Origin of the sequence: Chitinophaga rupis, from assembly GCF_900109685.1 — a bacterium.
In the GTDB taxonomy this organism is placed as follows: Bacteria; Bacteroidota; Bacteroidia; order Chitinophagales; family Chitinophagaceae; genus Chitinophaga; species Chitinophaga rupis.
This window is the reverse complement of sequence record NZ_FOBB01000001.1, coordinates 1633138-1651976: the sequence shown is the minus strand read 5'-3', so window position 1 is coordinate 1651976 and position 18839 is coordinate 1633138. Positions and strand designations below refer to the sequence as shown.

Genomic DNA, 18839 nt, shown 5'->3' with positions numbered 1-18839 from the left:
ATTATTTTACCAGCCACATTACGGCATTAATATCATCCGTAGTAGTGCCAAATTGTTTCTGTAAGGTAGCGGACCAGTTGCCGGCATTGGCATTGCGGTGGTTATCCGGGTACTTGAACCGTAGGGGTATCTTACCGCTGTTGCCGGTACCGGAACCGGTGCTGAATGCCGGGATACCTGTTCTGCGCCAGTTCAGGTAACCTTCCCAATCCGTGTTCTCAAAAAAGGCCAGGTACTTTTGCGTAATGATCTGTTGAAGCCCTTCTGTATTATCTCCTTTATACTTTACCGTAGCCTGTGCATAATAATCCGTTTCAAAGTTAAACGGTATTTCATAACGTACATTCTTATACGTTTTTACGAAAGTACCGGCTTCCGGTATGCCATAAAAACCCATGGAGGCCTGGATGCCTTTTTTATACCAGGCTTCGGCTGAGCCGGTCACCCATTTACGGTTAATGGCTTCTGCAATGTTAAAACACATTTCCGGATAACCAATGATAATACCCGGTTCTGCTGCGTAATTGGCATAATAGCGGCTACGGCTGCGCAGGGAGTATACTGCCGTATCCACGCTGGACATCTTAGACGACATATCTGTCAGGTTCTCACCGGAAGGTGCGCCCACATAAGCAGTAATATCTGCCGGTGTTTTCTTTAATCTGTTCAGCTGCTCAGTGGCTGGCTCCGCCGTAATAAAGGCACGCGGATCGCGCAGGCTTACCAGGGTATTCAGGTAGGTGGCCGACATGTTATAGCGCGTGGCGTCAAAACCCAGGTTGTCCGGGTTCACCGGGTATTTATTGATGTTGTTGTAAATGAACTGCAGGTTCTGATCCATCCCTTCCAGCAAAGGATATTTGGTAGGATTGGAGAGGATAGCGTTAAACTGCTGCTGGATCTTCAGTTCTGTATCTGCTTCTTTTTTACTCAGCGCAATCAGCACCCGCAAATGGAATGCGTTCACTGCACGCCGCCAGTAATCCAGCTTGTTGTTATAATAGAAATCATTGCGCAGGGTCTGCCCTTCGGAGGTATTCACTTTATCCGGGTTGTTGATCAGTGAATCCAGGTCGCTGTTAGCCTCTTCCAGCCAGGAAAGGATCTGTATAAACACTGTGCGCTGCTCATCGTATTTAGGTGTAAGATTCTCTTTACCCTGCAGGGCTTCCGTCATAGGCAGGTCGCCTACCAGGTTGGTCATACGGTAAAAGAAATAAGCCCGGAAGAACTTACCCAGCGCGGCATAGGGGTTCAGGGTATTACCACCCAGGCGAATAGCCTCCTGCTCCATCTGCTGCACATTTTCCAGGCTGCCATAACCATCCAGCTTAGCGCCGCCCCAGTCATACCGCTGGTTGCCATAGTAGTTATAGTTGCAGCAGTCAAACTGGTTCCAGCGCATTACATCGCTCCAGGGCCTGATGGCATTCATATCGGAAAGTATGCTGCCCAATGGCAGGCTGGGTGGCACCTGCGCGGGTTTATTGCTGTTCATTTCATCGTCGCTGAACTGTTTGTTACAGGCGCTCATTGCAGCGCCTAATGCAACCGTGATCGCTAATATCTTAAGTGTTCTCATGAGTGTTGGTTTGAGGAGGCGTTAAAAAGTAACATTCACATTAAATCCATATCTGCGCGTAGTAGGCGTTTGCAGGGTTGATGTTCCCTGGTCACCGGCATACTGCTCGATGTCAATGTCCTTATTTTTGGCAAAGTATAAGAGGTTGCGGCCTACGAAGGAAATATTTGCCTGCCGGATGAAAGTGCGGCCCAGTATGCTTTGCGGCAAGTTATAACCGATCACTACTTCACGCAGCTTGGCAAAAGTTTTACTGATAATATTAGCTTCGTTGGTGTTGTAATAGATACTGATGTAGTCCTGCAGATATGTTTTAGTGGTGTTAGGCGCAAACTGCATGTCCTTGTAGTTGGTTACATTGCCATTATTATCATAGCTGATACCTGCGCCATTATTGATCACCACACCCTGGCCGGTCCATGATTTTACGCCTTTATAATCCTGGTAACGGGCATCGCCCATGGCCCCTTCCACGGTTTTAATATTACGGCCGCCGCGGAATGTTTGCTGCTGAATATAGTCGATCATGTTACCACCTACACGCCCATCAAACTGGAAGCTGAAATTAAACTGCTTGTAGCGGAACACGTTGTTAATACCCCAGGTCCAGTCAGGATTGGTATACCCCAGGAACTGCTTTACCGGGTTCACAATGGGGCGGCCATCGCCGGCGTCGTTAATGATCTGCCCATCCGGTGTTTTTACAAAAGCGGTTCCGTAAAAGCCATCTACACGGTCGCCGGGCTTAAAGAAAACATTCAGGGTATTTACGCCCGGGTAAAAGTCCACATACTTTTCTTTAAAGGTGCTCCAGTTCACCATCACATCCCAGTTCAAGCCGGTGTTGCTGCGCAGCGGTGAGCCAGTGAGGGATGCTTCCCAGCCGTTCTTACGGGTGGTTACCCCATTCACCAGGTATTTATCATAGCCGGCTGCATCTGTTACCTGCAGCTCATAAATACGCGGACCGTTCTTGGTAGTGAACCAGGTAACATCCAGGCCTATACGGTTATGCAGAAAACGGATATCCATACCGGCTTCATAAGCGGTGCTGGAAAAGGGTTTCAGGCTGGGGTTGGTAATGGTGCGGGTGTAGGATGCGCCGGCCTGGTTCTGGTACACGGTAGATACGCTGTAACCCGGTGAGTTCTGGAAGGTAGGCCCGCCATAGGACGCATAATACTGTGCGCCATACCCCAACGGGTACACGCCCTGAGGGGTTACGCCAATAGTATCCTGCGTAAGGCCGCCTTTTACATTGGCGTAGGAGCCGCGGAACTTCAGGAATGAAATGGGTTCCGGCAGCTGCACATAATCGGAAACCACGGTGCTTAAGGATGCAGAGGGATAGAAATACAGGTTGTTACCGGAAGGCAGGGTGGACAATTTATCGTACCGGCCTGTGAGCGACAGCGTGGCGTATTTACTATAGGTCAGATCCACATAACCGTAGGCGCTCAGCACCAGCATGTCGGCACGGAAGGTGTTGGCATACAACGGATCGCGGGAGTTGGCAAAGCTATACCAACCCGGTGCATTTAAATAATTGGTGCTAACAAAGCTGGAGTTGTATTTAAAGCTGCGGGCATTACCGCCAAGGGAGGCGCGTAAGTCCAGCTTATTAAAAGTATTGTGGTAGGTGAGCAATACATCTGTATTGTTCTCAAACAGGGAGCGGCGGTCTTCCCGGTAGTCGCCCTTACCTTCTTCACGGCCATAGGGGTGGGCGGAGTAAGGCATTTTTTCCGTACGCAGCAGGTCGTAGGTGCTTACCTGGGTACGGCCCAGCAGCTCCAGGTGATCATTCAGCTGGTAGGTTAATTTCATATAGCCGTTCATGTCTGTTTTATAATGGCCGCGCAGCCATTCCTTTACCATGAACCAGGGGTTGTGGTAACGCTGGTATTCTGCGTAAATAGACTGTACGCCTTCTTTACCGGGCTGCCAGTAGTTCCGCATGTCATCTATATTCCAGTCGGCGCCGCCCCAGATCTCCATGTTATAAATAAGGCTGTTGGGGCCATAGTTCACATCCGGGAAGTTATCTGTGTACTGGCGGTTGTAGTTCAGGTAAGCTTCCATGCGCAGGCGGGAGGAAAAGTTATATCCTGCAGACACGTTGAAGTTAGTGATGTTCAGGTGTGTGTTAGGTATAATACCCTGCTGGAATGAGTGCGACAATGAAAAACGCAGGTCTGCCTTATCTGTTTTGGCAGATACAGAGAGGTTGTTGGTGCTCAGGATACCGGTACGTATAAAACGTTTCAGGTTATCCTTACCGCGGGCTACCCAGGGCGTGCCTTTGCGCTGGCCGGTAGCGGGATCAATAGGGCTGTCATACTGCGGTATCAGCTGCCCTTCAAACTTAGGTCCCCAAATGTCGTAGTCGCCGTCATTAGTGCCACCACCTTTACCGTCTACAAATGCATAACGGCCATGATCGCCGGGGCCATATTCATCCTGCACTTCGGGAATGGCAATAAATCCCTTATCGAACATGGTGCTGGAATTAAAGTCAATGGAAAAACCACGTTTGTCTTTGGACCCTCTTTTAGTAGTGATCATAATGGCGCCGTTCAGGCCACGGGAGCCATACAGGGCCGATGCAGTAGCACCTTTTAATACAGTATAGCTTTCAATATCATCCGGGGATATATTCCAGGTATCGGAGTTAATGGGCACCCCATCTACTACATACAGGTTAATGCTGCTGCCACGCAGCAGCACCTGCGGGGAGGCCAGCATTTCTGCAGATGCGCCTACGGTAAGGCCGGCCACTTTACCTACCAATCCATTAATGGGGTTGGGTTCCCGGGCTTTTACCAGGTCATCGCCTTTTATTTCCTGTACGGCATACCCCAGGCGTTTTACTTCTTTTCGTATACCCAGTGCCGTTACTACCACTTCGTCCAGGGCTTTGTTGTCGGAATGTAAGGTAATGAGCAGGTTTTGCTGTCCTTTCACCGCTACTTCTGCCGTGGCAAAGCCAATGTAGCTGATCTGCAGGGTATCACCCTGCTGCGTAGGGATGGTGAATTGTCCCTTGGCGTCTGTAAGCGCGCCGCGGGTAGTACCTTTTACTTTAATGGTGGCGCCGGGTACCGGCTGCTGGTCTTCTGCGGAAGTTACCTGCCCGCTTACGGACTGCTGCGCCCATGCGGTGGCGCCGGCAGCTAACAGGAACAGCACAAGACAAAGCCTTTTACAATGCTTAAGTAAAGAATGTTGCATGATAATGGATAGATTTTTGGTTTAGATGAGCCAGTTTTTCAATAGTTCTCTAAAAGGCCTAATTACCATGCAAATGTTGCAGAAGAATGTAACCTAATTGTTAAGTAATACTAAAATAATTATTAAGTATTTGTAAATGGGAGATAACCGGACCGGCTTAGGGATGAAGGGGTTAATATAGATACCGGAGTAGATAGAATGTTTATATGGCCTGAATAATGTTGCATCAATTTTCTCCTTCCTGGAAAAAGTACACTACCAGTATCTTTGCATCTCCGTCCCCGATGTTGGCGGGTTTGTGCCCCAGGCGGCCGTCAAAGAAAAGGGAATCCCCTTCATTCAGAATATGTTTTTCGTTCTCTATCTGGTATTCCACTGTGCCCTGTAAAATGTATTTGTATTCGTAGGCATCGGTTTTCACCATCTGGTTGCGGCGGGCGCCTTTCTTCAGCTCCAGGATCACAATATCCACGGGAGTGTTCTTCACATTTTTGGTAAGCACGCGTTTGTACAGGAATCCCCGGGCCGTTTCCTTTTCAAAAGCCTGGTAATCGGCCTGCTGTTTAATGATCACGCGGCTGTTTTGCTGCGGCTGTCCTATCTCGTTAAAAAACTCGTTCATGTCCAGGTTGAGTGAACGTATGATGTTGATGAGCACCAGCAACGACGGTACGGTACGGTTATTTTCTATCTGGGAGATCAGCCCTTTGCTCACCGCGGCTTTATCGGCCAGCTCCTGGATAGTGATGCCTTTGGCTTTCCTTTTCTCTTTTATCTTATTGCTGATCTGGATAATAATGTCTTCCGTCATATACTACTTGATTATCATATAATAGGGTGGCCGATCTGACAAAGAAAGTGAAACAAGCGCCAAATAGCAAACTTTTTAACAAGCTTATAACCATTCATATAATAAATTATATTTGTATAAATATGTCAGCCAAATGTTCAGTCTAGACCAGATCCTAACCATCGCGTTCACCCTTTTTGCTGTTATAGATATGGTGGGCTCTATTCCGGTGCTCATTTCCCTGAAAGAAAAACTTGGACATATTGATTCCGGCAAAGCCACGCTGGCATCGGGTTTCCTGATGGTGGCGTTCTTATTTGTAGGCGAGCCTTTTCTGAAATTGATGAGCGTTGATGTACACTCTTTTGCCGTGGCAGGTTCTATCGTGATCTTTGTAATTGGGCTGGAAATGATCCTGGGCATTGAGTTCTTTAAGAGCACAGATGCTGATAATAAAACCGGTAGCGTGGTGCCCATTGCATTCCCGCTCATAGCCGGTTCCGGTACGCTCACTACTATTATGTCGCTGAAAGCCAACTTTGGCCAGTATAACATCCTGGCAGGTATTGTCCTGAACCTGGCTATCATTTACCTGGTGCTGCGTTCCCTGAGCTGGATAGAACGTATACTGGGCAAGGCCGGGCTAATGGTGGTACGTAAATTCTTTGGCGTAATCCTGCTGGCCATTGCCGTGAAGATCTTCAAAAGTAATGTGAACCTGTAGAAATAAGCATTTTGTAATTCAGGGTTAAAAACCTTAGTTTTGCCTTCCTTTCTAATCTGTGTTAGAATTGGCCTCGTAGTACAATGGATAGTATAAGAGTTTCCGAAGCTCCAGATCCAGGTTCGATTCCTGGCGAGGCCACAGAAAAAGCAAAAGGCGCTCAATTGAGCGCCTTTTGCTTTTTCAACCGGTCCTTACTTATTAAGTAAGGCAGGCAGTATGTAGGTTGTCATCATCTTAGCCACCTGCGGATGTGCATAGGCCGCTCCGTAAGCGCTGGCAGTGATCACTACCACCCAGGGCTGATCAGGGAAAATGAAAATACTGTTTCCGCCATTACCTGCACAATAAAAAGCATTCAGCTGTTTACCGGCTACATTAAATTGCTTGTTCCAGAAAAGATAGCCGTAGTATTCTTCCTTTCTGCCGGGAATAACTTTATGCTTCGTGAAAGTTTTAGCTACCCATTCCCTTGTCAGGATCTGTGTGCCGTTCCACTTTCCTTCATTCTTATATAATTGGCCATACTTCGCAAAATCCAATGCCCGCAGCCGGATGCCGCCTGCAGTATTGGGTACGTGCTGCGGTGTGTAGGGCCATTCATACTGCGTAATGCCAAGTGGTTTAAACAATTTCAGATCCGCATATTTCTCCAGTCCGCCCGGAACGGTTTTGTTTAAGATATCGCCAAGCACCACCACCCCTGCTGTAAAATAATGCCATTCGGTTTTAGGTCTTGTAAGGTTCACCGGTAAGTCTAATGCAAACTTCACCCAATTCTCAGTAGGATACATATTCTCCTCATTACCCGGAGAGTTGGTGCCGTCATCTCCGTCGAAAACCGAACTCATTGTCAGCAGGTCTTTTATTGAAACATCCTCTTTTTCTGCGGTATAGTTCTCAAAGCGGTGCAGATCATAAAACTCTTTCAACTGCTGCTGCTCCCCTTTCAGATAACCCTCCTGTATGGCAATACCGGTTACGGTTGATGCAAAAGACTTCCCAACAGAGCGGGGATCATGCAGGGTATACCGGTCATCGCCATTGAAATATTCTTCTATCAATATTTTTCCTTTGCTAAGCACCACTACGCCGTTAATGTGTTTAAAAACACCTTCTTCTATATTCGCCTTCATTTCTTTAATCCGGACGCTGTCAAACTTGTCTTTGGAAATATCAAGACCGGGGTATGGGCTCACAGGATGCAGCTGCACTTTAGCAATATTTATTTCAGGCTTCCGGTGTACGTTCAGGAGCACATCTCCTTCTGCAATGATCTCACCCACCTTAACTTCAGCAGCCAGCTGAATATAAGGCCTGATCTGCATGTGCAGCAGGTGTTTGCCATCTGTTAGCGCACTGTCACCCCCATGAGATAAAAATCTGCCCCAATAGTACTGGCTCCAGAATACACCCTCATGCTCATTATCTATTAAAGGTTTGCTTATGAGTGTGGCGGTATCCTGTACTGCCTTAAAGGGAGCGCCCGGGTACAGATTACTTTCATACACAAGACGCCCGTCTACAAATAAAGCAAACTGGTAGTTGCCGGCCTTTACCAGGCTATCTGCCGTCAGGTCCGGAGACAGACCATGTAAATAATTTGTGATGGAATTATTCATGAACGCGGTCATGAAAAGGTTGCTTTTGTTTGTAAGGGTATACTCCTTTAGTATATCTTTTTGCTGCAGTGCCGATGGGGGAATGTTCTGCGCGGTGAACAGGATCCTGCCCAAATTAGCCCGGTGCAGATCTGAAGTGATGCCCTGGTTGGCAACAAGATCCTTCTGCTGAGCATAAAGCCCTGTAATAAAGAGCTGGAGAAAAATAAAAACAGGTAGACGCATCATGTATTGGGAGCTTTGGTACGTCAAAAATACCTGTAAGCAAAACATTAAAATAGAATAAAATTAACGTGTGCTGCTTTTTAACAGGAGCTTTCTATATTGGAGCGGCGTAAGCTGGTAGCAGGATCTGAAGCAGCGGATAAAATGGCTTTGGTCTGCAAAACCACATTCAACAGCTATCTCAGTAAGGGACCTGTTCCTGTCGGGGAATAGCGAAAGCGCCTTTTGCACCCTGATCATTCTAACGTAATCGCCTAACGTAGTTTTAAAGTATTTGGGAAACTGCCGCGACAAATGAACCGGGTGTAAGTTTGCGAGTGTGGCCAGCTCGGTCAGGCTCCAGCTTTCCGGCGCTGCATGCAGCGCTTCCTTTACCTTCCCAACCCATGCCGGGACCTGCTTATCATGCCGGTTTTTTTCGGTTACCAGGCCGCTCAGCAGCTGCACAAGCAATGCATCGATAGCTAGCTGGCTGCTGCCGTTGTATAACTTTGTTTCCTTAAACACATTATACATCAGGGTTTTCAACGAAGGATCCTGGATTCGGATGCTGCCTTCCAGCAGGCCCACCGGAAGATCAAAAAAAGAATACCAGGTTGGCGCAATTTCAACGTGAAACCCGCGGGTAAACACTTTTGAGCCTACGTTATAGTGGGGATCCTGCCAGTTTTGATACAGGAGGCTGCCGGCTGCGCATTCGTGAACATGTTTCTTGTTTCCGTCCAGCACCATCCCTTCCAGGAGAAAGGTGAAGTACGAATTTTCATGATAATGCCAGTCAACCCTGTCATGGGTATAAACGGCATCATTTAAAATGACCCCATTTAAAAAAAGCGTTTCATTCGCCTTTCCATAAAATTGTCCTGGCCTGGAACAGTTCATAATGTAAATTAAGCTCTTACTTTATGTCTTCCGTTTTTAATTTGGGCAGGGAAGCCCACCACTTGCCCAGCTTATCTTTCAGCTCCTTCACCAGCTCCGGCTGTGTTGCAGCAACATCGGTAGTTTCATTTTTATCCTTCACAATATTATAGAGCTGCGCATCCGTTCCGTCGCTGTTCATGAGGAACTTCCATTCGCCTGACCGTATAGCCAGGTTAGGGCTTTTATCCCTTTCCTTTGGATATTTAAAAGCAATATTATTCCGGCCATACTCCCAATACAGATCCATATTTCTGGCAGATGGTTTTCCAAAGAAAACCTTACTCCGGTCTTTACCATCACCTTTATAATCAGCAGGCAGGTTTACACCGGCAATATTGCTTAAAGAAGGTAGCAGATCTGTAGCGCTCAGCACTGAAGTTTCATCGGTTGTTCCTGCCGGCACATGACCCGGCCAGCTGATAATAAAAGGCATCCTGATACCGCCTTCGTATAACGATAATTTAGAGCCTCTTAAACCGGCGGCCCTGCTGCCTCTGAAGCTTGGCAGCGGCCCGTTATCGCTGGTAAAGATCACGATGGTGTTTTTATCCAGCCCCAGGTTTTTCAAACCTTCCAGCAATCTGCCGATCTGCACATCGTATTCTTTTAATACCAGCTTAAAGGCTGCTTCGTCCTCCGGGTTCATGGGAAATTTGCCGGTATATTCCGTTTCTGTTCTGGGCACCCATGGCGTGTGCACATCATCGGGCCAGAGGTTTACAAAACAGGGCTGGCCTTTGTGCCGCTTCATAAAATCCAATGTTCTGTCAACAAAGTATTTGGTTCTATCCCATCGTTTTATGCTGTCCTTATCAGACCAGATCCAGTTAGTAGCCGTAATTAACGGATCAGGGTCCGGGCTTTCATAGGTGCTGTTATGCTCATCAAATCCATAGTTTTCAAATCCCGGCGCATCAGTTACATCCCGGCCGCCGCCCATATGCCATTTTCCGAAATGCCCGGTCACATAGCCGGCGTTCTTAAAAAAGCGGGCCATGGAAGGCGCATGGGGATCCAGGTAATCGGCCTGCTCTGCGTTCCTGTTATGTTTTTTATTATCCAGGTAGGTTGAAAAATTCCATCTTGCCGGATACATGCCGGTTAAAAGCCCTGTTCTTGAAGGGGAGCAGATAGGTGCTGCGCTGTAATAATGCGTAAGCTTCATGCCGCTTTTTGCAATCCTGTCGATATTCGGCGTGGGAACAAAATTGCCGCCGAAACATCCTACATCACTATATCCCATATCATCTGTAAGAATAATAATGATGTTCGGCTTTTCAGCCGCAGATGATCTTTCAATGGGTGCACATCTTATTACCAGCCATCCCAAAAGCGGCAGGCATAATATCAGGCCCAAATACAATGCAGGTTTTCCGTTCTTAATTCCAGGCATGGCTTAAAATTTTAACCACCGTTAATTTAATTAATTACCAGTGAAATTAATTACCTTATAATGTATGAAAGAAAATCTCATTGCTTTTCTTACTACCAGCAGCCTGGTTACTCCTGAAAAAGCAGCCGAAATTGCCGGGCACTTCACTTTCCAGGAGATCCCTAAAAATGCGTTCTTCCTGGAAGAAGGCAAAATTGCCAATAACTACCTTTTTTTAGAAAAAGGTTTTATGCGCGTTTTTGCCTATGATATGGATGGCAATGATGTGACCACCGGTTTTGCTGCACCTCAGCAGGTTGTGCTGGAAGTATCATCCTTTTTTAACCGCACCCGCTCCCAGGAAAACATACAGGCCCTTACAGATTGCGAAGGCTGGGGCCTTACCTATGATGAATTAAACCAGCTCTTTCATGCCCGGCCTGAGTTCCGGGAGTTCGGACGGCATGTACTGGTAAAGGCTTTTACTACGCTTAAAACGCGCATGCTGTCCATGATCACAGAAACAGCAGAACAGCGGTATGCAGGATTGTTAAATACGAACCCTGCTATTTTTCAGCATGCGCCGCTAAAAAACATTGCTTCTTACCTGGGCATCACAGATACTTCCCTTAGCCGCATCCGGAAAGAATTTTCAAAAAAGTAGCTCTAATGAATTCTTGCCATTTGGCAAGCCTGGAAAAAGGATGTTGTGTTTTCTTTGCAGTAGAAACTTACAATACATGGAAAACATTCCTTATTATATTCCCCTGCTTTTTGCCGGTACTACGGCATTTGCTATTTACCTGTTTTACAGGGCTGCTAACCGTTCAAAAAAAGTGCTGGCAGCTATTACAGGCTGGTTATTATTACAGGCAGTCATTGGCCTTACCGGTTTTTATACAGTAACCAATAGCCGTCCGCCGCATTTCCTGTTCCTTACTTTTCCACCGCTGTTGTTCATACTGTCACTATTCATTACCCGAAAAGGCCGCCAATGGCTGGATTCATTGAACATTAAAACATTAACGCTGCTGCATATGGTGCGCATACCGGTTGAGATAGTGTTGTTCTTATTATTCACCTATAAAACGGTTCCTTCCTTAATGACCTTTGAAGGCCGCAACTTTGATATTATTTCCGGCTTAAGCGCGCCGCTTATATACCTGCTCTGTTTTTCAAAACATAAAACGCGGAGATCAGCACTCCTGGTATGGAACCTGGTATGCCTGGGCTTATTAATTAATATAGTAGCCATTGCAGTGCTTTCTGCACCACTCCCTTTTCAGCAGCTATCTTTTGAGCAACCCAACAGGGCGATACTCTATTTCCCTTATATATGGTTACCAGGCTTTGTTGTACCTGTTGTATTGCTATCGCACCTGGCTGCTATGCGGCAGCTATTGTTTAAACGGGAACCCATACCTGGTCTTGCATAAATAAAACGGGGCCGTCTCGTTATTCACCCAATACCATCTCGGCCTTCATTAATTCCTTTAAAATATTTTCCCATTGCACCCGGTGCCGTTGCTCATGCGCAATAAAAAAACGGAAAGTATCTCCCAGCTTGAATGTAAGCATTTTGCTTAGGGAAGTTGGCACCCGCAGCCTGTTCAAATTAGCCGTGCGCGCTATCTGCAGCAGGTTTAACAGGGTATGCTGGTCGGTTATGAATTGCGCCAGGGCAGCCTTACCATCTGCCTGCTCTGCCGGGATAGCATTTTTCATGGTCTTCATTTTATTTTTTACTGTACAGGCATCTGTGGGTTTCATCATGTGGGTAAAGTAATTCCCTAACCAGCCCGGCTTAAACGTATTATCCGCAATGGTCTGGTGCTGGTGTAACTTTTCTTCCATTGCTTTTAAATAAAAACGGGAGTAGAAATTAAGGTGTTCCAATACCTGCGCCACGCTCCATTTACCGGGAGCAGGACTTGCCTGTAAAAGCGCGGCCGGCAAGTGTTGCAGCTTGTTAGCTTCCAGGATCAATTGGCGGGTGTCTGCCATTAGCGTATCCAGCAGCACCTGGCTGTTTATTGCTTTCATGGTAAAATATTTATGCAAACATGCACCGCAATTTTTACAGGAATATTGGTATTTACCATGATTTATATTTTTATGCTGCCCATTAGCTTGCTGAAATTCGTAGCATCCATGCCCAGGTAAGAGGCCAGGTATTTATGGGGTACCAGGTTTAGGATATGCGGGCTTCTTTTTAGCAATGCCCTGAATTTTTCCTCGTTGGTAAAGCATAGCAGCTCTACCTGGCGGAATAATAAGCCTTTCACGATAAAAGATGTCAGGGTAAGGATCATTTCCTGTATAACGGGATAAGTTTTCATTAGCTGATAAACTTCCTCATAAGGAATCCTCAGGAAGCGGCTGGCCGTGAGGGTTTCCATAAAATATTCGGAAGGTGTTTGCGTCAGGAAGCTGTCTGCCACCCCACTGAAAGAAGGTGCATAGGTAAAAACAATGGTAGCTTCCCGGTTGTCGTTGGTAAGGTAAAAGGCACGCTGCACACCTTCCAGCACAAAGTACAGATACCGTTCTTTTTCCCCGGCTGCAGTCAGCATGGTCTTACGCTTTACCGTAAGCGGCTTCCATCCCGTGACCAGGGCCTGCAACGCATCATCAGGCAGCGGATGTATGTGCATGATATATTGCCGCAACGCTTCTTCTTCCACCATATTACCCTATTATTTGATCATCCCACAAACAATCACCTGCAGCTCCCTTCATCTGTTTAAAATATTCCAGGCCCCATTTTTCCATGTTAATGATCACGGGCAACAATGACCGTCCTATCTCCGTCAGGGTATATTCCACCCGCGGCGGGATCTCTGCATAGGCTTTTCTTTGTACAATACCATCTTCTTCCAGCTCCCGCAGCTGGCCGGTGAGCATGGCAGGGGTTATGCCGGGCAAGGCACGTCCCAGCTCGCCAAACCGTTTTTCTCCATTCCGCAGCTGAAATAATAGCAATAGTTTCCACTTACCGCTCAGCACTCCGATAGTAGCCTGCACCGGACAGGAATTTTTTTCAACCGCTGCATTTTCTTCCCGCTGATTATCAGGAATAGTATCCTTTTTCATAGTAGCTATGCTGTTTAGAAGTACTTGATTTACACAATCTACCATTTTTACTTTGCACCCAAAATAACTATTTAACCATGAAAGTGATCCTCATTGGCGCTACCGGCATACTTGGCAAAAATATACTGGCGGCGCTGAAACAATATGCACACCTGGAAGTGGTAACCGTGGCCCGCAAGGGCGGTGCAGACCTGACCGCAGACATTTCCTCTCTTTCCGCTATCAAAGAAATGTATGCTGCGGTAGGTAAATTTGATGCCGTGATCTGCGCTGCCGGGGATGCGTATATTGGCCCGTTTGATACTATGACGGAAGAAAATATGTACACCGGTATTAAAGGAAAAATGATGGGGCAGATCAACCTGGTGATGGCTGGTAAGGACCTGATCAGTGATAAAGGCTCCTTTACCCTTACTTCCGGTTTTATTTCCGACGATCCTGTAAAAGGCACTATCAATTATGCCATGGTTAATGGCGCTATTGACAACTTTGTGCAGGCCGCTACTATTGAGCTGGAAAGAGGCATCCGTATTAATGCCGTGAGCCCGGGCTGGGTAGTTGAAAATTATGATGGCAAGATGGATACGCCCCCTATAGGCCAGTACCCCGTGCCTATTGACAAGGTAGTACATGCTTATTATAAAAGCGCCTTTGGTTACCTTACAGGGCAGGTATTCCGCGTATGGGAGCCTTCTACGCAATATGTGCGGAAGTAAAAAAGTCCCGCCATAATAGCAAGACTTTTTACAGTATATAAATCAACATGGCGCTCATATTATTCCGTCCACAAAGTGCCGGTAGCATAGGTTCTGGCGCGGCCGGAGATAAATACTCGCTCACCTGCATCTACACAATATAATTTTCCCAGTCTTTCAGACACCTGCAAAGCGTTCATTTCTTTTTTATCCAGCTGCTCACTCCAATAAGGGATCAGTGAGCAATGCGCAGAACCGGTAACCGGGTCTTCAAAAATAGAGGCCTGGCTGGTAAAGAACCGGGACACAAAATCGCAGTCATCCCCTTTCGCGGTAATAATAACACCGCCGGGGTCAAGGTTAATCTGGTTTAGCAGCTGCCGGTCAATGCGGATGTTCCGTACCTCCTGCTCATGATCGTATACCAGCACATAGTCCCTGGCCTTTAATACTGCACGTGGCTGTTGGCTGAGTGATTGTGCAATGATCTCCGGCAAGGGCGCTGGTACGGGTTTACGGGAGGGGAAGTCCAGCGTGTACAGGTCTTTTTCTACCCGCACCTGCAGTATGCCGCTTTTAGAGGTGAACACGATGGTATCCTCCGCATAATTCAAAATAGTTTTAAGCGCATGCGCGCTGGCCAGCGTAGCATGACCGCAAAGGTCCATTTCTATATCCGGCGTAAACCAGCGCAGCTCAAACTGTTTACCATTGGGTACAAAGTAAGCGGTTTCAGATACTGCATTTTCTTTGGCGATCTTCAATAACAGCTCATCATCCGGCCAGGCAGCCAAAGGCACTACACAAGCGGGATTGCCGCCAAACAACTGGTCGGTAAAAGCGTCTATCTGGTAAAGTGGTAACTGCATGTTATTGGTTTATAGTATAAGTGCCTTTAATTACGGTTACGGCCTCACCGGCCAGTATGGTACGGTCGCCTTCCAGTCTTATTTTCAGCACACCGCCCCTTGCAGAGGCCTGGTAGGCCAGCATACTGGTTTTGCCCAGCTGCTGCGCCCAGTAAGGCGCCAGGCAGCAATGTGCAGCGCCGGTAACCGGGTCTTCATTGATGCCTATAACAGGTGCGAAAAAGCGGGATATAAAATCAAATTCAGATGTACTGTTTGCCTTTGCAGTAACAATCACTTTGGGGTATTTAGCCAGCCGGGAAAAATCAGGACGCAGGGCCAGCACCTCCGCTTCCGTAGCCAGTTCTACCAGGTAGCGCTTATCCACCTCTATTGTTTGTACAGGGTTCACCTGCAAAATATCCCGGAGCTCTTCCGGCAGCGGCACGGGCTGCCCCCTTAAAGCAGGAAAGTTCAGCTCAATCCAGCCATTTTGCTGCCGCGCTGTTAATACACCACTTGCGGTGTTAAAGGTAATGGTACCACCAGCGGGCGCCAGCCCTGTTTCAAACAGGGTATGTGCAGTAGCCAGGGTGGCATGGCCACACAAAGGCACTTCCACTACCGGGGTAAACCAGCGCAGGTTGAATTGTCCGTTCTTAGGCGTAACAAAAGCCGTTTCCGACAGGTTGTTTTCCGCAGCTATCTGTTGCATCAGCTCACCTGTAACGGTATCATCTACTATACATACGGCAGCAGGGTTTCCCCTGAAGGGCTTACCTGTAAAAGCATCTACCTGGTAAAAAGGAATATCCATGGCGGTATTTTTAATAGCGCAAAATTCAGTAAAATCTCATTACCATAACAGATGCAGTTTTGTAAATTTCGACCAGATCAGATGAGCAGGGAACATTTTGTAATTTAGAGGGGCTTATGCAGGAGGAAAAACAACAACACACATCGGAGCAGGGTACCCGGGATAGCATTACCTGGACCTTTGACGATATTCGTATAGGGCATGCTGTGTCTAAATTCAATTGCCTTACCAGCTTCCAGGGTGCCAGCGATGCGGATGTAGTGCGCTTTCACTTTGGGCTGAAGGGAGATTACAGCTTTACCTATAAACAATTAAATCAAACCTATGACCTTATTGGCGGGCATCATAATATTATGTACTCCAAAGGGTTTGATATTGAAGTGAAAAATAAAAGCCTGGTGCTGGAAACCTTTGGCATACAGTTCCCCAAAGCCCTGTTTGTGCAGTTCACGCAAAATGCTAATGAACCCCTGCAGCGTTTTGCCGCCAGTATTATGGAAGATAAGAACGTAATGCTATCTAATAACTGGGGCGCCATTGATGCACCTATTCAGCAGGTGTTACAGCAGATCATCCATTGCAAATACGGGGGCGATCTTAAAAAGCTATTCCTGCTTTCCAAAAGCATAGAGCTGCTGGTATTATGTGCGGAATCTTATATTACTGCCAATCAGCAAAAAGATCTTTTCCTGAAGAATAAAGCTGACCAGGAAAAGATCATTGCCGTGCGGGACCTGATCAATGAACGGGTGCACTGCCCTCCCAACCTGTCTGAAATTGCCAGAACTGTAGGGTTGAATGAGTATAAGCTGAAACGTGGTTTCAAGGAAACCTTTAACACCACCGTATTCGGCTACCTTACGGAACAGCGCCTGCAGCTGGCGCACCAGTACCTGCGGGATACACAGAAAACGGCCGCAGAAATATCCTTTGAGCTGGGATACGCTACCCCGCAGCATTTCAACAATGCATTCAAAAAGAAATTCGGCTTCACTCCTTTTTCCGTTAGAAATAATCCATAAAACGCAACCGGCCCCTAAGGTAATCTCGCTAATATTGTGGCGTTAACGGTACCGGACACCTGATCAATCATCACTTTAAAAATTTAAACAATGAGCACGCCATTAATCGTACAAAACACTATTGATATTAAGGCCCCGGCTGCCAAAGTATGGGACGCGCTGGTAAACCCTGCACAAACTAAAAAATACATGTTCGGCTGCGAAACTGTTTCCGACTGGAAAATAGGCAGCGAACTATTATGGAAAGGCGTTTTTGACGGCATTGAAATAGTGGCTGTAAAAGGTAAGATCGTAGACCTGCAGCCGGGGAAATTCCTGTCGTACACCACCATTGATCCCAATGGCAGCTATGCCGATGCACCGGAAAACTATTTAACGGTAACCTATACACTGAGCGAAAATAACGGCGTTACCAATTTTACCGTTACCCAGGGCGATTACTCCCAGGTAGCAGACGGACAAAAAAGATATGAGGATACGGTAGCCGGCGGTGGCTGGGGATCTATACTGGTAGAGATTAAGAAGCTGGTGGAAGGGAATTAGGAATGTAAAATCATAAATTATAAATCTTAAATGTAAAAGTGAATACGGTGATTAAGTATCACTGCATTCACTTTTACATTTTTATTTTTCATTTTTTACTTTTCCACCTCCACATATTCCATATCATCCAGCCGGGCAATAATACCCCATCCGTAAAAATCATTGGATAAGCCTACCAGCAGCTCATTTTCCCCGGCTTTCAGTGGCAGTGTAAAAGACGCATTTTCTATGGAGCAACGGCCTTCCGGCGCTTTCATAATGGGCCGTGCGTACAGGTTCTTATCAACAAAAAGGAGCTGGCCGTTAATAAATACCCAGATCTCATCACTGAAACCCAGGTTTACCACACGCTTTTGTTCGGTAGCGGCTTTCAGCTTTACCTTTAACCAAACCACCCGGCGGCTTTCACTGAGGCCAAAACGGCGGGTCAGGTTCACCAAACCGCGGCGCTCTGCTGTAATGTTTTCCCAAACTGTTTCTTTAGGCGGCAAAGCGCCGGCAAATAATTCCTGTCCATTAGGCAGGGGCTGCGGCTGGCTCACAGACCATTCCCGCAAATAACGGGGATCATGGGCAAGGGGGTCTATACCTTCTGCCGGTAACAGCCCTGCTACTTCATTGGGAGTAACTACCAGGTTGGCTATAGCTGTTTTACCGTCAAATGCCAGCCCGCCCTGCGTGGTATTACCTTCCAGCCGGGGTACTTCCATTACCGGGCGGCTCATATCATTAATATAGATCAACATTTGCATACCGGACACCACCAGCTTTATATGGTTCCACTCCTTCTTTTTGTAGGCGGCAGGTCCCTGATATTGCGGTAGCATATCCCACAGGTTCACGCCCTGTATAATAGGTGCATATTGAATGGACCATAACACACCGGGTTTTTCGCCACCACTTACCCGCAAATAAAAGTATTCACTTTCCTTATCGTTCTGCCTTCTGAAATAAATACCGGTAAACATGCTGCTATCCGCTGGCGCCATATCAAACTCAATGGTGCCGTTGGTAAAATTGAAGCCATTAAATACTACCGGGGGTTTATTAGCGAGGATTTGCAGCGCAGGTACACCGTTGTATTCCGCAAAAATGACGGTTCCGGGTGTAAAGGTCCAGCGGTCGGCGGTTAGGGGGATCTTTACAGCAGCAGGTTTCTTTTGAGCAAGCACCCCTAATTGAACATGCAGGCATAACAGGAGGAGAAAGGCTTTTCCCATAGCGTTATTTTTTTCTGTTTTAAATGAATAAAAATTGAACGCCCTAAAGGTGAAAGCAAAAGTTAAAAGACCCGTTTCAAAACCGGTTCAAGTTAAGCGCAAGTTGATGCAAGGGTACAAACAATTGAAAA

General features: G+C 46.9%; 18 protein-coding genes and 1 tRNA gene. 7 read left to right on the top strand and 12 right to left on the bottom strand.

Annotation, left to right across the window (positions count from 1 at the left end; all coding sequences use genetic code 11):
* Position 1: 1 nt before the first annotated feature.
* The 3 genes from BMZ54_RS06680 to BMZ54_RS06670 form a co-directional block, all read right to left on the bottom strand.
* Positions 2 to 1582 (bottom strand): SusD/RagB family nutrient-binding outer membrane lipoprotein, encoded by a 1581-nt coding sequence (locus BMZ54_RS06680; RefSeq protein WP_089907803.1) that lies wholly within the window; start codon positions 1580 to 1582, stop codon positions 2 to 4.
* Between the two features lie 21 nt (positions 1583 to 1603).
* A complete protein-coding gene (locus BMZ54_RS06675) occupies positions 1604 to 4813 on the bottom strand; it encodes a SusC/RagA family TonB-linked outer membrane protein (protein WP_089907800.1) in 3210 nt (1069 codons plus the stop codon).
* Positions 4814 to 5039: 226 nt separating this feature from the next.
* Entirely contained in the window at positions 5040 to 5624 is a 585-nt protein-coding gene (locus BMZ54_RS06670) for a helix-turn-helix domain-containing protein (RefSeq protein ID WP_089907797.1), read from the bottom strand.
* 133 nt (positions 5625 to 5757) lie between these two features.
* Between BMZ54_RS06670 and BMZ54_RS06665 the strand changes: the two genes are divergently transcribed.
* A complete protein-coding gene (locus BMZ54_RS06665) occupies positions 5758 to 6327 on the top strand; it encodes a MarC family protein (protein WP_089907794.1) in 570 nt (189 codons plus the stop codon).
* Between the two features lie 69 nt (positions 6328 to 6396).
* Positions 6397 to 6468 (top strand) — tRNA-Arg (locus BMZ54_RS06660).
* Positions 6469 to 6521: 53 nt separating this feature from the next.
* On the opposite strand, the gene BMZ54_RS06655 is transcribed toward BMZ54_RS06660, so the two are convergent.
* Genes BMZ54_RS06655 through BMZ54_RS06645 form a run of 3 tightly spaced genes read right to left on the bottom strand, consistent with a single transcriptional unit; the run spans position 6522 to position 10491 of the window.
* A complete protein-coding gene (locus tag BMZ54_RS06655; protein WP_202909151.1) occupies positions 6522 to 8177 on the bottom strand; it encodes a serine hydrolase domain-containing protein in 1656 nt (551 codons plus the stop codon).
* A gap of 60 nt (positions 8178 to 8237) precedes the next feature.
* On the bottom strand, positions 8238 to 9056 hold the full coding sequence (locus BMZ54_RS06650; RefSeq protein ID WP_089907791.1) for a helix-turn-helix transcriptional regulator: 819 nt from the start codon (positions 9054 to 9056) through the stop codon (positions 8238 to 8240).
* A 16-nt stretch (positions 9057 to 9072) separates the two neighbouring features.
* A complete protein-coding gene (locus BMZ54_RS06645; RefSeq protein WP_089907788.1) occupies positions 9073 to 10491 on the bottom strand; it encodes a sulfatase-like hydrolase/transferase in 1419 nt (472 codons plus the stop codon).
* 64 nt (positions 10492 to 10555) lie between these two features.
* Between BMZ54_RS06645 and BMZ54_RS06640 the strand changes: the two genes are divergently transcribed.
* Together BMZ54_RS06640 and BMZ54_RS06635 are read left to right on the top strand one after the other, a co-directional pair.
* Complete coding sequence (locus BMZ54_RS06640; protein ID WP_089907784.1) at positions 10556 to 11134, top strand: Crp/Fnr family transcriptional regulator; 579 nt, start codon at positions 10556 to 10558, stop codon at positions 11132 to 11134.
* 76 nt (positions 11135 to 11210) lie between these two features.
* Positions 11211 to 11906 carry a hypothetical protein gene (locus tag BMZ54_RS06635; protein ID WP_089907780.1) on the top strand — a complete coding sequence of 232 codons (696 nt, stop codon included), beginning with the start codon at positions 11211 to 11213 and terminating at the stop codon, positions 11904 to 11906.
* Between the two features lie 19 nt (positions 11907 to 11925).
* On the opposite strand, the gene BMZ54_RS06630 is transcribed toward BMZ54_RS06635, so the two are convergent.
* The 3 genes from BMZ54_RS06630 to BMZ54_RS06620 all read right to left on the bottom strand — a co-directional run bounded on the left by BMZ54_RS06630 (position 11926) and on the right by BMZ54_RS06620 (position 13563).
* Positions 11926 to 12513, bottom strand: coding sequence for a DinB family protein (locus BMZ54_RS06630; RefSeq protein ID WP_143080927.1), 588 nt, complete (start codon positions 12511 to 12513; stop codon positions 11926 to 11928).
* 62 nt (positions 12514 to 12575) lie between these two features.
* Positions 12576 to 13157: a Crp/Fnr family transcriptional regulator gene (locus BMZ54_RS06625; RefSeq protein ID WP_089907771.1), complete on the bottom strand. Its 582-nt coding sequence runs from the start codon at positions 13155 to 13157 to the stop codon at positions 12576 to 12578.
* Between the two features lies 1 nt (position 13158).
* On the bottom strand, positions 13159 to 13563 hold the full coding sequence (locus BMZ54_RS06620; RefSeq protein ID WP_089907767.1) for a winged helix-turn-helix transcriptional regulator: 405 nt from the start codon (positions 13561 to 13563) through the stop codon (positions 13159 to 13161).
* Between the two features lie 77 nt (positions 13564 to 13640).
* Here BMZ54_RS06620 and BMZ54_RS06615 point away from each other — a divergent pair, with 77 nt between their 5' ends.
* On the top strand, positions 13641 to 14279 hold the full coding sequence (locus tag BMZ54_RS06615) for a short chain dehydrogenase (protein WP_089907763.1): 639 nt from the start codon (positions 13641 to 13643) through the stop codon (positions 14277 to 14279).
* A 59-nt stretch (positions 14280 to 14338) separates the two neighbouring features.
* Here BMZ54_RS06615 and BMZ54_RS06610 read toward each other — a convergent pair whose 3' ends face one another.
* Together BMZ54_RS06610 and BMZ54_RS06605 are read right to left on the bottom strand one after the other, a co-directional pair.
* A complete protein-coding gene (locus tag BMZ54_RS06610) occupies positions 14339 to 15127 on the bottom strand; it encodes a PhzF family phenazine biosynthesis protein (RefSeq protein WP_089907760.1) in 789 nt (262 codons plus the stop codon).
* A gap of 1 nt (position 15128) precedes the next feature.
* Complete coding sequence (locus tag BMZ54_RS06605) at positions 15129 to 15923, bottom strand: PhzF family phenazine biosynthesis protein (RefSeq protein ID WP_089907757.1); 795 nt, start codon at positions 15921 to 15923, stop codon at positions 15129 to 15131.
* 116 nt (positions 15924 to 16039) lie between these two features.
* Between BMZ54_RS06605 and BMZ54_RS06600 the strand changes: the two genes are divergently transcribed.
* A complete protein-coding gene (locus tag BMZ54_RS06600; RefSeq protein WP_089907754.1) occupies positions 16040 to 16945 on the top strand; it encodes a helix-turn-helix domain-containing protein in 906 nt (301 codons plus the stop codon).
* 90 nt (positions 16946 to 17035) lie between these two features.
* On the top strand, positions 17036 to 17488 hold the full coding sequence (locus tag BMZ54_RS06595) for an SRPBCC domain-containing protein (protein ID WP_089907751.1): 453 nt from the start codon (positions 17036 to 17038) through the stop codon (positions 17486 to 17488).
* 95 nt (positions 17489 to 17583) lie between these two features.
* On the opposite strand, the gene BMZ54_RS06590 is transcribed toward BMZ54_RS06595, so the two are convergent.
* Positions 17584 to 18708: a hypothetical protein gene (locus BMZ54_RS06590; RefSeq protein WP_089907748.1), complete on the bottom strand. Its 1125-nt coding sequence runs from the start codon at positions 18706 to 18708 to the stop codon at positions 17584 to 17586.
* Positions 18709 to 18839 lie beyond the last annotated feature (131 nt).

Bases quoted from the DNA above. Each gene is read 5' to 3' on its own strand.
- BMZ54_RS06600 (WP_089907754.1), top strand. From the start codon at position 16,040: ATGCAGGAGGAAAAACAACAACACACATCGGAGCAGGGTACCCGGGAT.
- BMZ54_RS06635 (WP_089907780.1), top strand. From the start codon at position 11,211: ATGGAAAACATTCCTTATTATATTCCCCTGCTTTTTGCCGGTACTACG.
- BMZ54_RS06650 (WP_089907791.1), bottom strand. From the start codon at position 9,056: ATGAACTGTTCCAGGCCAGGACAATTTTATGGAAAGGCGAATGAAACG.
- BMZ54_RS06590 (WP_089907748.1), bottom strand. From the start codon at position 18,708: ATGGGAAAAGCCTTTCTCCTCCTGTTATGCCTGCATGTTCAATTAGGG.
- BMZ54_RS06680 (WP_089907803.1), bottom strand. From the start codon at position 1,582: ATGAGAACACTTAAGATATTAGCGATCACGGTTGCATTAGGCGCTGCA.
- BMZ54_RS06665 (WP_089907794.1), top strand. From the start codon at position 5,758: ATGTTCAGTCTAGACCAGATCCTAACCATCGCGTTCACCCTTTTTGCT.
- BMZ54_RS06625 (WP_089907771.1), bottom strand. From the start codon at position 13,157: ATGGTGGAAGAAGAAGCGTTGCGGCAATATATCATGCACATACATCCG.
- BMZ54_RS06670 (WP_089907797.1), bottom strand. From the start codon at position 5,624: ATGACGGAAGACATTATTATCCAGATCAGCAATAAGATAAAAGAGAAA.
- BMZ54_RS06640 (WP_089907784.1), top strand. From the start codon at position 10,556: ATGAAAGAAAATCTCATTGCTTTTCTTACTACCAGCAGCCTGGTTACT.
- BMZ54_RS06615 (WP_089907763.1), top strand. From the start codon at position 13,641: ATGAAAGTGATCCTCATTGGCGCTACCGGCATACTTGGCAAAAATATA.
- BMZ54_RS06655 (WP_202909151.1), bottom strand. From the start codon at position 8,177: ATGATGCGTCTACCTGTTTTTATTTTTCTCCAGCTCTTTATTACAGGG.
- BMZ54_RS06630 (WP_143080927.1), bottom strand. From the start codon at position 12,513: ATGAAAGCAATAAACAGCCAGGTGCTGCTGGATACGCTAATGGCAGAC.
- BMZ54_RS06675 (WP_089907800.1), bottom strand. From the start codon at position 4,813: ATGCAACATTCTTTACTTAAGCATTGTAAAAGGCTTTGTCTTGTGCTG.
- BMZ54_RS06620 (WP_089907767.1), bottom strand. From the start codon at position 13,563: ATGAAAAAGGATACTATTCCTGATAATCAGCGGGAAGAAAATGCAGCG.
- BMZ54_RS06595 (WP_089907751.1), top strand. From the start codon at position 17,036: ATGAGCACGCCATTAATCGTACAAAACACTATTGATATTAAGGCCCCG.
- BMZ54_RS06645 (WP_089907788.1), bottom strand. From the start codon at position 10,491: ATGCCTGGAATTAAGAACGGAAAACCTGCATTGTATTTGGGCCTGATA.
- BMZ54_RS06605 (WP_089907757.1), bottom strand. From the start codon at position 15,923: ATGGATATTCCTTTTTACCAGGTAGATGCTTTTACAGGTAAGCCCTTC.
- BMZ54_RS06610 (WP_089907760.1), bottom strand. From the start codon at position 15,127: ATGCAGTTACCACTTTACCAGATAGACGCTTTTACCGACCAGTTGTTT.